Annotated in this window: 12 protein-coding genes; 8 read left to right on the top strand and 4 right to left on the bottom strand. The window is 62.2% G+C overall.

Annotation, left to right across the window (positions count from 1 at the left end; genetic code table 11):
• Positions 1-34: 34 nt before the first annotated feature.
• The 4 genes from Q3C01_RS36500 to Q3C01_RS36485 all read right to left on the bottom strand — a co-directional run bounded on the left by Q3C01_RS36500 (position 35) and on the right by Q3C01_RS36485 (position 3,947).
• A complete protein-coding gene (locus Q3C01_RS36500; protein ID WP_458150123.1) occupies positions 35-1,084 on the bottom strand; it encodes an NAD(P)-dependent oxidoreductase in 1,050 nt (349 codons plus the stop codon).
• A complete protein-coding gene (locus Q3C01_RS36495; RefSeq protein WP_458150122.1) occupies positions 1,081-1,836 on the bottom strand; it encodes an HpcH/HpaI aldolase family protein in 756 nt (251 codons plus the stop codon). The genes Q3C01_RS36500 and Q3C01_RS36495 overlap by 4 nt, the downstream gene beginning before the upstream one ends.
• 83 nt (positions 1,837-1,919) lie before the next feature.
• Complete coding sequence (locus tag Q3C01_RS36490) at positions 1,920-2,639, bottom strand: FCD domain-containing protein (protein WP_458150121.1); 720 nt, start codon at positions 2,637-2,639, stop codon at positions 1,920-1,922.
• Between the two features lie 243 nt (positions 2,640-2,882).
• Positions 2,883-3,947, bottom strand: a complete 1,065-nt coding sequence (locus Q3C01_RS36485) for a LacI family DNA-binding transcriptional regulator (RefSeq protein WP_458150120.1) — start codon at positions 3,945-3,947, stop codon at positions 2,883-2,885.
• A 176-nt stretch (positions 3,948-4,123) separates the two neighbouring features.
• On the opposite strand from Q3C01_RS36485, the gene Q3C01_RS36480 reads away from it, so the two are divergent.
• From Q3C01_RS36480 to Q3C01_RS36445, 8 genes are all read left to right on the top strand, one after another.
• Positions 4,124-5,377: an ABC transporter substrate-binding protein gene (locus Q3C01_RS36480; RefSeq protein WP_458150119.1), complete on the top strand. Its 1,254-nt coding sequence runs from the start codon at positions 4,124-4,126 to the stop codon at positions 5,375-5,377.
• Positions 5,378-5,452: 75 nt separating this feature from the next.
• Positions 5,453-6,331 (top strand): carbohydrate ABC transporter permease, encoded by an 879-nt coding sequence (locus Q3C01_RS36475; RefSeq protein WP_458150117.1) that lies wholly within the window; start codon positions 5,453-5,455, stop codon positions 6,329-6,331.
• A gap of 5 nt (positions 6,332-6,336) precedes the next feature.
• A complete protein-coding gene (locus tag Q3C01_RS36470; protein WP_458150150.1) occupies positions 6,337-7,221 on the top strand; it encodes a carbohydrate ABC transporter permease in 885 nt (294 codons plus the stop codon).
• A gap of 6 nt (positions 7,222-7,227) precedes the next feature.
• Positions 7,228-8,313, top strand: a complete 1,086-nt coding sequence (locus Q3C01_RS36465; RefSeq protein ID WP_458150116.1) for an ABC transporter ATP-binding protein — start codon at positions 7,228-7,230, stop codon at positions 8,311-8,313.
• A gap of 27 nt (positions 8,314-8,340) precedes the next feature.
• Complete coding sequence (locus tag Q3C01_RS36460) at positions 8,341-9,102, top strand: sugar phosphate isomerase/epimerase family protein (RefSeq protein ID WP_458150115.1); 762 nt, start codon at positions 8,341-8,343, stop codon at positions 9,100-9,102.
• A gap of 14 nt (positions 9,103-9,116) precedes the next feature.
• The gene (locus Q3C01_RS36455) at positions 9,117-10,277 is read left to right on the top strand and encodes a Gfo/Idh/MocA family protein (RefSeq protein WP_458150114.1); all 1,161 of its coding nucleotides are present in this window, start codon (positions 9,117-9,119) and stop codon (positions 10,275-10,277) included.
• 150 nt (positions 10,278-10,427) lie between these two features.
• Complete coding sequence (locus Q3C01_RS36450; protein ID WP_458150112.1) at positions 10,428-11,483, top strand: sugar phosphate isomerase/epimerase family protein; 1,056 nt, start codon at positions 10,428-10,430, stop codon at positions 11,481-11,483.
• A gap of 13 nt (positions 11,484-11,496) precedes the next feature.
• Positions 11,497-12,672, top strand: coding sequence for a Gfo/Idh/MocA family protein (locus tag Q3C01_RS36445; protein ID WP_458150111.1), 1,176 nt, complete (start codon positions 11,497-11,499; stop codon positions 12,670-12,672).
• Positions 12,673-12,871: the final 199 nt, after the last annotated feature.

Below are 12,871 nucleotides of genomic sequence, written 5' to 3'. Positions count from 1 at the left end.
CAAATGTCCCTCGCTCGTCAGCGGCGAGGAATTCTCAATGGGCAAATTGGCGGCGGTACTCCTCCAGTTTGCGTCGGAAAGTAGGTTTCTCGAGTACCGCGCGATTGACGATACCGCTCGGGATCCGCCCGTGTTGAATGTCGAGTACAGCCCTGACGTCGGCTGCACCATTTCCGGCGAAGCACTGATCGGTCCAGCAAAGCGCATGAGGCGTCACGATGACATTGTCGAGCGCGAACAGCGGATCGGATGGATCGGTCGGCTCCTGCTCGAATACATCGAGGGCGGCGCCTGCGATCCGCCCTGTCGCCAGAGCGTCTGTGAGCGCCTTTTGATCGACGATTGGTCCGCGCGCGGTGTTGATGAAGAGCGCGGTGTTCTTCATCAGAGCGAGCCGGTCGGCGTTCACGAGATGGCGCGTCTCGGCCGTTAGTGGGCAGTTCACCGTAACGACGTCGGCCCGGGCGAAGAGGTCGTCGAGACCGACGAGTTCGACTCCCAGCGCGGCGGCCAGCTTGGTATCCACAAGTGGATCATGAGCGATGAACCTCATGTCGAACGGCTTGGCGAGCCGGAACAGTTCGGCCCCGATATTGCCGATACCGATCGAACCGAGCACCTTGCCGACCAGGCCAAAGCCCATATGCTCGCCACGGGCGGCAAAACCCAGCGGTCCTTGCCGGGTCAGCTTATCCTTCACCATCAGCTTTCCGGCGAGTGCCAGAATGAAGGTCATGATCGACACCGCGACAGGGCGGCGCACGCCGTCCGGCGTGATCGCCAATGCGATGTCCGCGGCGGTACAGGTTGGCACATCGACCGTGTCATAGCCGACGCCAAAGCGGGCTATGATGCTCAGCCTGCCGTTTTTGGGGGCGCTTTCGGGCGCAAAGCGGTGAGCCAGCAGGATAAGTGCGTCGAAGCCCTCAAGATCTCTGCTGCGCAGAGGGTTGGCGTTATCCAAATAGACCATTTCCACGCCTGGGGCCTCCAGCAGAGGCTTCAGATCGAAATCGGGGTAGACGGCCGAGCCGTCGGCCTTCCTGAAATCACCTGAAAGGGCAACACGAAATGGCGCGTTCATGTCGTGCATCCCTTCCGCAAGGTGGTGATTGCGGCGGTCAGCGCATCCCGAAGCACCCACACGTCACCCGAATAGCAGCAAAAATCGAAGCCCTGCTTGTAGAGCGCTATGCCGACATCGGTGGTCGGTACAAGGCGGCCCAGTGCCTTCTTGTGCTTCTTGGCAGCCGCAATCGTCTGCTCGACCGCTTTCAGAAATTTCGGATGGTCGAACTGGCCGGGAATGCCGAGCGATACTGACAAATCGAAATGGCCGATCCACAGGCAGTCGACGCCATCGACGGCGGCTATCCCGTCGGCATTTTCGGCACCTTCAGCAGTCTCGATCTGGCAGAACAGCGTTGTCTGCTCGTTGGCAGCCGCAAGCTTCTCTGGCACCGGGCCCTGCCCATAGGCATCATGCGCAATACTCAAGGCAACGCCACGTCGCCCGTCCGGATAATATTTCATGCAACCAACGACGCCCTCCGCTTCCGCGGCAGTGCTAACCATCGGGATCATGATCCCTTCCGCACCCGCGTCGCAGGCGCGCGCGATGTGGTGATATTCCTTTGAAGGCACGCGGACGATGGCCGGCAACCCTGCGGCTTCAAAATAGCGTGCAGCACTCTTGACGGTCTCGAAGCCGAAGCCCGAATGCTCAAGGTCGAAAAGCGCGAAATCGCAACCCGCTTGTTTGAGGATATGGCCAATTCCCGGAGTGGCAAACTCGACGATGAAATGACCAAGCTTGGCCTCTGGCGTGCGGGTCATTTGTTTGAGTCCGGCACGAGCCATTGTTCATCCTCCCGTTTGGCGTCTGTTGTTCGACCCCTTGAAGTTGAGATCAAACCCAGTCAGCGTTCTTGTTCATGTGCCCTGCGGACTTTCCAGTAGAGCTTGCCCACCTGATCGAGGTGCGAGCGCATGCGGGCATCGGCAAGTTCCGGATCGTGCGCCTTGATCGCTTCGAAGATCGCGACATGCGCATCGAAGGCGACCCGGTTCTGGCCGGGATAGCTGAGCGTCACACGTCTCTGGTCAACGAGCCAATCGATGATAGCTCGGTGCATGACTACGTAGATGGGATTCTTGGGGATCGTAGCGATCGCGTAGTGAAATGTTATGTCCGAGTCCTCAAAGCGTTCGACGTCGCCAATGGACTTGTAGTTCGCGTCAAGCGCATCGTTCAGGTAGCGGATATCCTTTGCTGTGGCGTTGCGTGCAGCATCCCGTGCCAGGCCGGTCTCAAAGAGGGCACGCGCATCTTGGAAATGACGGATGCCGTCGTCATCGGAAAGCAGATATTTGGCGCTGCTCGACAGTGACGTCATAACGACTTCGGCATTCGGCGCTGTGACCCGCGCTCGCGAACCTGCGCGGAGATCAACAAGCCCCGCGCGTTGCAGATGAAACAGTGCCTCGCGGATGGCTGTCCGGCCAACGCCGAATTCCGTCATGAGCTGACGTTCCGATGGCAGCTCGGCACCAGCCACCAAATCCCGATCGCGTATCCTCTGCTCGAGGATGTCGACAACCTGCTCAAAGAGACGCGATCGCTTGAGCTGAGGGGACATTGGTATACCTAGTATACCAGAGCAGGCTAGGTCCTGCTGTTGCCGCTGTCAACAAGGCCATGATTGACGAAGGGTCTCCGAGGAGATGGCTCTAGATCTCAAGCGCAGCAAAGGTCGACAGCAAGCCTTCAATGCGATGCGCTACACGCGGATCGGCAGCCTTCCGCAAAGCGGACTAATCGAACCAGAGCGTCGGGCGGGTTGCGTTACCAATCGCGCATCCTGACCAAGCTGCTGGTCGTCCTAACCGGACCTCGCGGCCCGGGATGAGTGGCCGAGATTCTTCCGCGGCGCGCTCGTGCTGTCGCGTAGTATCAGCGTGGCGGGAAGCTTGATGTCCTTCCGTAGGCCCGTTTTGCCGATCGTCATCAGCGCGATGAGTTCGGCTGCGGCGGTGGCCCCGAGGTCACGGCGGGGCTGGACGATGGTCGTCAAGGTCGGCTCGCAATAGTCAGCATAAGCAATGCCGTCAAAGCCGACGACGGAGAGATCGTCCGGAACCTGCAGGCCGGCCGCGTACACGGTCTTGATCAGGCCGATCGCCATCTCGTCATTGGCTGCAAACAGCGCGGTCGGACGTGCCGCGGGCTTGAGCGCCAGCAGCGTTCGGCCGGCCTCGACGCCGGTGCGGAAAGTGAAATCGCCGGGCAGGATCAAGCCTGCGGAAGCAGCAATCCCCGCTTCGTGCAAGGCCAGCCGATAGCCTTCGAGACGCTGCTGCTCCAGGATGTTGGATTTCGGTCCAGACAGATAGGCGATACTCGTGTGTCCCAGCTCGATCAGGTGTCGCACCGCCTCGCGGGCCGTGCCGACATTGTCGATTGTGACTTGGGGGAAGCTTTCGCCGGAAATGTACTCGCAAGCGGCAACAAGCGGTACGCGCGCGTCGCGCAGGTCGCGGTCGGGGCTGCGCATCATATGGCCGCACAAGAGCAGCACGCCGTCGGCCTGACCGGCGCAGACCAGGTCGACATAGCGCGCCTCCTTCTCCGGCGATCCTGCCAGGTTGGCGATGATGAGTCCGTAGCCGGCAGTCGACAGGGTGTCGTCGATGCCCTGCAAAACCTCGCCAAAGAACGGGTTGGCGATGTCAGGCACCGCCACCAGGACTACCATGGTTTTCCGGACACGCAGGTTCCTTGCAGAAATGTTCGGTGTGTAGCCGGTCTCGCGCACCGCAGCGAGCACGCGTGTGCGGGTTTCCTCAATCACAACCTCGGGACGCGCCAGCGTCCGGCTGACGGTCGCAACCGAAACTCCCGCCAGCCGCGCGACGTCGGCGATCTTGGCCGCCTTTGGACGCGTCACTCTGCTTCGTTTTGCCATATGGAGGTTCGCAATTTCACGGTCATGAGGGTGCTTGCAAAATCTAGGAGTTCTGATACGATACGATGTAATCGATTACATCCGATCAAGCAAGAACGAGCCCACAAGGGCCGCAAGCCGAATAAACAGCCTGCAAAAGGCACATCCGGGAGGGAATGATGAAGCGCACGCTGTTCGCATCGGTGGCGATTGTCGCCACGGTCTTTTCCGTGACATTGGCCTCGGTGCCTGTCTCCGCAGAAGAGATGAAGGCCGAGGTCATCCACTGGTGGACCTCGGGCGGCGAAGCCGCCGCGGTGAAGGTGTTTGCCGATCAGTTCACCAAGGCCGGCGGGACATGGATTGACAGCGCTGTGGCTGGCGCCGCCAATGCGCGGAATGCTGCGATCAGCCGCACTGTCGCCGGCAATCCTCCGACCGCGATGCAGCTCAACACCGGCAAGCAGTTCGACGAGCTGGTGGAGGGCGATCTGCTCGCCGATGTCGACGCGGTCGCAACCGAAGGCAACTGGAAAGGCGTGATGCCCGCCGCGATCGTTGCCGCGGCGACCCGCAACGGCAAGATGTACGCTGTACCGATCAACATCCACGGTCAGAATTGGCTCTGGTACAACAAGGCTGTGCTCGCCTCCGTCGGCGCCGCCGAGCCGAAGACCTGGAATGACGCTCTAGCCATTCTCGACAAGCTTAAGGCCGAGGGCAAGGTGATCCCGCTGGCCTTCTCGGGACAGAAGAACTGGGAACAAAACCTGTTCAACTCGGTCATGATCGGCGTCGGCGGCGCACAGATGTGGACCGGCATTCTCGGCAAGCATGACGTGTCGCTGGCGCGGAGCGCCGAGTTCAAGGCGGTCGCCGTCACCTACAAGAAGCTCAAGGACTATGTCGATGCCGGCGCGCCCGGCCGCAACTGGAATGACGCGACCAACCTCGTCATCCAGGGCAAGGCCGGAATGCAGATTATGGGCGACTGGGCCAAGGGCGAATTCGTCGCGGCGGGCAAGGTCGCCGACAAGGACTATGGCTGCACGGTGCTGTCTAATGGCAGCGGCGGTTATGTGATGGGCGGTGACGTGTTCGTATTCCCGAAGGCGAAGGACCCATCCACCACCAAGGCGCAGATGACCTTGGCGAGACTGATGTTGGCGCCAGAGACCCAGATCCAGTTCGCGCTGAAGAAGGGCTCGATCCCGGTGCGTAACGATGTCGATACGTCAGCACTGGACGCTTGCGCCCAAAAAGGCATGCGCTACGTCGCAGACAAGGCCCAGCAAATGCCGTCCGGCGACATGCTGGCGCCGCCGGCGCTGATCGGCGCGCTCCAGGATGCCATCTCGCAATATTGGAACACCAACATGAGCGCCGATGAATTCACCGCCAAGGTCGCCGCGGTGCTGAAGTCCCAGGAGTGATGCATCACAAAAGGCGGCTGACGAACCGTCGGCCGCCTTTCCTTCCTGTCGATCTCTCTTCAATCCGGCGATGCGATGCGTCTTTCGCTGAACTCCCGACTGTCCGCGCTCTCCGCGCTCTTGCCGGCGCTGATGGTGATGCTCGTCGTCTATATCGGTGCCACCAGTTGGACCGTGTGGATATCGCTGACCAATTCGCGCATGCTTCCGAACAACAATTTCGTCGGGCTTCGGCAATACGAGATGTTGCTTGGCAACGATCGCTGGATCACCTCGGTCCACAACATCGTTATCTACGGTGTGCTGCTGGTTTCGCTCGCGCTTGTGGTCGGCTTCCTGCTGGCGGTTGCGATCGATCAGCGGGTGAGGGCCGAGGACACGATCCGATCGATCTATCTCTATCCCTATTCGATGTCCTTCATCGTCACGGGTCTGGTCTGGCAATGGTTGTTCAACCCAACGCTCGGCATTCAGCATGTGCTGCGCAGCTGGGGCTTCGAAGGCGCGACCTTCGACTGGATTGTGCGGCCGGAGACCGCAATCTACTGCCTGGTCATCGCGGGCGTCTGGCAGGCTTCGGGGCTGGTGATGGCGATCATGCTCGCCGGCCTGCGCGGCGTCGATGATGAGATCTGGAAGGCGGCGCGGGTCGACGGTCTGCCAAAATGGCGGGTCTATGTGTCGATCATCATTCCGATGATGGGTGCGAGCTTTGCGACCGCCGCGGTGCTGCTGTCGACGGGCGTGGTGCGCCTCTATGACCTCTCGGTATCCATGACCAATGGCGGGCCCGGCATCGCCTCGGAGGTGCCCGCTAAATTCGTCATGGATCATCTGTTCGAGCGCGCCAATATCGGCCTTGCGACGGCTGCGGCCACCACCATGCTGATCACGGTGATCGCGGTGGTCGCGCCCTATCTTTACTGGCGCGCGCGCAAGGGAGAGATGCGATGACCGCGGTGGCGCAGGCGTTGCCCGCCGCACGGCGGCCGAGGCGCATGAGTCCGGCGCGCTGGGGCCTCTATGCCTTCATCCTCATCACCGCGCTCTACTTCCTGCTGCCGCTCTATGTGATGGTCGTAACCTCGCTGAAGCCGATGGCGGAGATCCGGCAGGGGAATCTGTTGGGCTTGCCCGCAGCTCCCGGCGTCGACGCGTGGATCAAGGCTTGGACCTCGGCCTGCACCGGGCTGACCTGCCAGGGCATCAAGATCGGCTTTTTCAACTCGTTGCGCATTCTGGTGCCGTCCGTCGGCGTCTCCATTCTGGTTGGCTCGCTCACCGGCTATGCGCTGTCGCTATGGCGTGTGCGCGGCGCCAACCTTCTGTTCGGCGCGATGATGGTGGTCGCCTTCATTCCCTATCAGGTGTTCATCTACCCCTTGGTACGCGTGTTCTCCTTCACCGGGCTCGGGCAGTCGCTCCTGACCATCGTGATCGTCCACACGATCTTCGGCCTTCCTACCATGACGCTGTTGTTCCGCAACTATTTCGCATCGCTGCCGGTCGAGTTGTTCAAGGCCGCGCGCGTCGACGGCGCCGGCTTCTACCAGATCTATGGGCGGATCATGATGCCGATGGCCACGCCCATGATTGTGGTCGCGGTGATCTTGCAGACCACCGGCATCTGGAACGATTTCATTCTGGGGCTCGTCTTCGCGGGCCGCGACAATCTGCCGATGACGGTGCAGCTCAACAACATCGTCAATTCGACGCAAGGCGAGCGCGCCTACAATGTCGACATGGCAGCGACGCTGCTGACTGCGCTGTTGCCGCTCGCTGTCTATTTCGGCTCCGGCCGCTGGTTCGTGCGCGGCATCGCCGCCGGCGCTGTGAAGGGCTGACGCAGCATGCAGAAATCGGACGTCGACATCAGGAGTCTGCAGATCGGTTTTGGCGGCCTGAAGGTGCTGGAGAATCTCAATCTCCACGTCGAGGCGTCCGAGTTCCTCGTGCTGCTTGGGCCGTCCGGCTGCGGCAAGTCGACATTGCTCAACGCGATCGCCGGGCTCATCGACGTCAAGGGTGGCGAGATCCATATCGGGGGCCGCGATGTCACCTGGGCAGAACCGAAGGATCGTGGCATCGCGATGGTGTTCCAGAGCTACGCGCTCTATCCGCGCATGAGCGTGCGAGGCAACATGTCGTTCGGGCTAAAGGTCGCCGGCACGCCGCAGGGCGAGATCGAGCGTCGCCTCAGTGAGGCAGCACAGATGCTGCGACTTACCAGTCTCCTCGACCGCCGTCCCGGCGAGCTTTCCGGCGGCCAGCGCCAGCGTGTCGCGATTGGACGGGCGCTGGTGCGCCATGCCGGAGTCTATCTGTTCGACGAGCCGCTCTCCAATCTGGATGCCCAGCTGCGCGCCGAGCTCAGGGTCGAGATCAAGCGGCTTCATGCACGGCTGGGCGCCACCATGATCTATGTGACGCACGACCAGATCGAGGCGCTGACGCTTGCGGACCGCATCGCGGTCATGCAGGGCGGCGTGATCCAGCAGCTCGACACACCGAGGAAGATCTATCGCGAGCCGGTCAATCGCTTCGTCGCTTCGTTCGTAGGCTCGCCCGCGATGAACTTCATTCCTGGTCGTCTCGCGCGCGGCAGCGAGCTCGGATTCATCGCCGGCGTAAACCGGCTCGGCCTGCACGGCTATGTCTTCCGCAGCCAGCCGACCGACGCGCCGGTCGTTCTCGGCATCCGGCCCGAGCATATCGAGTTGACTGCGTCCGGCGATCCATCCTCCGTGTCCGCGCGCGTCGAGATGATTGAGCCGATGGGCGCCGACACGCTGATCTGGTGTCGCCTCGCCGACGGCACTCCCTTCTCTTTCCGCCATGACGCCGACGCGCAAGTGCGTGTGGGGGACACGCTTGCCGTCCGCTTCCCCGCCGAAGCCCTGTCGCTGTTTGATGAGACGAGCGGACAGCGCCTCTAGATCCCCCATCCCAGCCGAAAGCGAGACATGACCAAGCCCATCGACAGATTCTCCATCCAGCTCTATTCCGCCCGCTCCATTAGCCCGCTCGAAGCGCAATTCGCGCTGCTGTCCAGGCTCGGCTACGCGATGGTCGAGCCCTGGGGCGCGCTGTTCAACGATCCCGAGACGCTGAAGCGGCTGCTCGGGCGCCACGGCATGACTGCCCCGAGCGCTCATGTCGGTCTCGACCGCTTGCGCGAGGATGCGGTCGGCACGGCGAGGATGTGCAACGAGATTGGCATCGAGACCATCTTCGCGCCAGCCCCGCCATTGGGCGAGCGCGAGGGCGACGAAAAGCATTGGCGCGCCATCGGGCGCGAACTTGCCGAGATCGGAAGGATGGTGACCGGCGAGGGGCTCAAATTCGGCTGGCACAACCATCATTGGGAGTATGGCCGTACCCGGAGCGGCAAGACCTATCTCGAGTGCATGTTCGAGGAGGCACCCGACCTCGCCTGGGAGGCCGATCTCGCATGGATCGTGCGCGGTGGCGGCGATCCCGTCGCCGAGATCAAGAAGCATGCTCAGCGTCTGGTCGCCTGCCACATCAAGGATCTCGCGCCATCGGGAGAATGCGCTGATGAGGATGGCTGGGCCGATCCCGGCCACGGCACCATGAATTGGCCGGCGCTGCTCGCGGCGATGAAGGAGGCCGGGGTCTCTCTGTTCGTCGCTGAACACGACAAACCGAACGACGTCGCCCGCTTCGCGCACCGCGCGCGCGAGACCGTGTCGTCGTGGACGTGACGGGGGATCGGATCATGAGCAGGCTCGGTGTCGGCATCGTCGGATGCGGCAACATCTCGACGATCTACATGCACAACATGTCGAAATTCCGCGATCTCAGGCTGGTCGCCTGCGCGGATCAGCGGCCGGAGGCCGCACAGGCCCAGGCGGCGAAGTTCGAGATCGAGGCGTTGTCGATCGACGCACTGCTGGCGCGTCCCGATATCCAGATCATCGTTAATCTGACCACGCCGGAGGCGCATTTTGCGATAAGCCACGCTGCGTTGACTGCAGACAAGCACGTATTCGGCGAGAAGCCGATTACGATCGAGGCCAACGATGCCGCGACGCTGGTGGCGGAGGCGGCGCGTCGCGGCCTGAAGCTCGGCTGCGCGCCGGATACTTTCCTTGGCGGCGGCGGGCGTATGGCACGCGAATTCGTGGATGCGGGGCGGATCGGCAAAGTGCTCTATGGCACCTGCTTTCTCATGTCGCATGGCATGGAACACTGGCATCCCGATCCGACGTTTTTCTTCAAACGGGGCGGCGGGCCGATCCTTGACATGGGTCCGTATTACCTTGCGGCACTGATAAACCTGTTGGGGCCCGTTGCGCTCGTGCAGGGACGTGCGAGCGCCGGCTTCGCCACGCGGCTCGTCAGCTCGAAGGGGCCGATGAACGGCAAGACCATCGCGGTGGAAACGCCGACGACGGTGATGTCGTTGCTGCATTTCGAGTCTGGTGCCGACATCATCTTCACGATGAGCTGGGACGTCTGGAAGCACGGACATCCGCCGATCGAGCTCTACGGCACCGAGGGTTCGCTGCGCGTGCCCGACCCCAACTTCTTCGGCGGCGCAGTGCAATACACCGAGAAGGGCGGCGACTGGATCTCGGTCACAGCCGACGACCGGCCGTTCGGCAAGCCCAACTGGCGCTCGCCGAATTGGGCCGATCACATGCCGAACCAGGCCAACTATCGTTGTCTGGGCATCGCCGAGCTCGCAAGCGCAGTGCTGCGCGGCACGCCGCACCGCTCCTCTGGCGCGCTGGCGAGCCACGCGCTGGAGGTGAAGCACGCGATCCTCAAGGCCAGCGTCGAAGGCGGCGAGATCGCAGTGCGTTCGCGCGTCGAGCGACCGGCGCCGCTGGCCGACGTCGATGCGATGGCGTTGTGGGCCGGGGAGACGTTCTGAAGCGGGACCGTCCCGGGACGTGATTGCCGGTCTAGGCATTCGGGTGAAATGCACCGTTCCTGGAACCGGCAAGGGAAGGCGAGTTTTGGTGGGGTATCGAGCTCAGCGGGCGCTTGCTGCTGGAGCGTCCAGGATAGAAGGAAGCATTCGATGAAGATGATCAAGGGACCGGCGATATACCTCGCCCAGTTCGCGGCCGATGAGGCGCCGTTCAACTCCTTCGACTCGATCTGCGGATGGGCAGCCTCGCTCGGCTACAAGGGGGTTCAGATTCCGAGCTGGGATGGGCGGCTCTTCAACCTGAAGAAAGCCTCGGAGTCGCAGGACTACGCCGACGAGGTGAAGGGGATCGCCGCCCGCCACGGGCTTGCGATCACCGAACTCTCGACCCATCTCCAGGGCCAGCTCGTCGCCGTTCACCCGGCCTATGATGCGGCATTCGACGGCTTCGCCGCGCCGGAGGTGCGTGGCAACGCCAAGGCCCGCACGGAGTGGGCCGTCGACCAGGTCAAGCGCGCGATCCTGGCGTCCAGACGACTCGGGATCACTGCACAAGCGACCTTCTCGGGTGCACTTGCCTGGCCCTATGTCTATCCCTGGCCGCAGCGTCCGGCGGGCCTCATCGAGACCGCCTTCGACGAGCTCGCCAGGCGCTGGCGGCCGATCCTTGACTATGCCGATGAGCACGGTGTCGATCTCGCCTATGAGATCCATCCCGGCGAGGACCTTCACGACGGCATCTCCTATGAGATGTTTCTCGACCGAGTGAAGGGCCACAAGCGCGCGAACCTGCTCTACGACCCCTCGCACTTCGTGCTGCAGCAGCTCGACTATCTCGACTACATCGACATCTACCATCAGCGCATCAAGGCATTCCACGTCAAGGACGCCGAGTTCAACCCGACGGGCCGCCAGGGCGTCTATGGCGGGTTTCAGAGCTGGGTCGACCGTGCCGGCCGCTTCCGATCGCTCGGCGACGGCCAAGTCGATTTCGGCGCCATCTTCTCGAAGCTCACGCAATACGATTACGACAGCTGGGCAGTGCTCGAGTGGGAATGTGCGATGAAACATCCCGAGCAAGGCGCGCGCGAGGGGGCCGAGTTCATCAAGAGCCATATCATCCGGGTTACAGAGAATACCTTCGACGATTATGCAGGCTCCGGCGCCGACGACGAAGCGAACCGCAAGATGCTCGGTCTTTCGTGAGCGGGAGAAGCAAATGTCGATCAAGGCAAGCAATGAAGCCGGCACTCATGCTCGTATCAGACTAGGAATGGTCGGCGGCGGCCAGGGGGCCTTCATCGGCGCAGTCCATCGCATTGCCGCTCGCATCGACGACCAGTTCGAGCTGGTTGCCGGCGCGCTCGCGTCCGATCCGGTTCGAGCCAAGGCCTCGGCGAAGGAGCTCGGCATTGCCGATGATCGTGCCTATGGCTCCTTCGAAGAGATGGCCAAGGCCGAAGCCGCGCGAGCGGACGGCATCGAGGCAGTCTCGATCGTGACGCCCAATCACATGCACAGTCCGGTCGCGAAGGCCTTCCTTGAAGCAGGCATCCACGTCATCTGCGACAAGCCGCTGACGACGACCGTCGCCGAGGCCGAGGAGCTGGTGGCACTGGTCAGGAAGACGGGCCGGGTCTTCGTGGTGACGCACAACTACACGGGCTATCCCATGGTCCGGCAGGCCCGCGCCATGGTCGTGAATGGCGATCTCGGCGAGATCCGGCTGGTCCAGGCCGAGTATCTCCAGGATTGGCTGACTGAGCGATTGGAGGCAAGCAGCCACAAACAGGCGGCGTGGCGCACGGACCCGGCCCGGTCCGGCGCTGGCGGGTGCATCGGCGACATCGGGACCCACGCATACAATCTCGCCTGCTTCGTCACCGGACTCGAACTCGACGAATTGCTTGCCCAACTGTCGACCTTCGTCGAGGGGCGGCGCCTTGATGACGATGTCCAGATCCTCCTCAGGTGGAAGGGCGGTGCCAAGGGAATGCTGTGGGCCAGTCAGGTCGCCGTCGGCAATGAGAACGGCCTGACGCTGCGCGTCTACGGTAGCAAAGGTGGCCTCGAATGGGCACAGGAGAATCCGAACCATCTCTGGTTCACGCCCTACGGCCGGCCCAAGCAACTCCTGACTCGCGGCGGCGCCGGCGCCTTGAGCGAGGCGTCGCGCGTCGCCCGCGTCCCCTCCGGCCACCCCGAGGGCTATCTCGAAGGTTTCGCAACAATTTATGCTGAGGCAGCGCGCGCCATCCGCGCGGCCAGGGTCGGTGAAAAGCTGGATCCCAACGTGATCTTCCCGACCGTTGAGGATGGCTTGGCAGGCGTGAAGTTCATCGATGCAGCTGTAAAGTCCTCGGCGTGCCAAGGCACCTGGGTTCGGATGACGTAACTGCCGCCGCGTCGCGCAGGATCCGGAATGCAATGGGCTCATGCCATTGGGGCATTGCGCCGAGGGCAGCAAGGTCCCTGCGGCAAAATCCGTTCCGGTGCGTCTGTGGGCTCGGTTATCGTGTCATCCGTGAAGAATACGGATCGGTCTGAGAAATAAGCAGAATTGGTCCTGATTAGTATTCGATTTTGCAGGAAAG

It is taken from the genome of Bradyrhizobium sp. UFLA05-109 (genome assembly GCF_054185165.1).
This window is presented reverse-complemented; position numbering and strand designations above follow the sequence as displayed.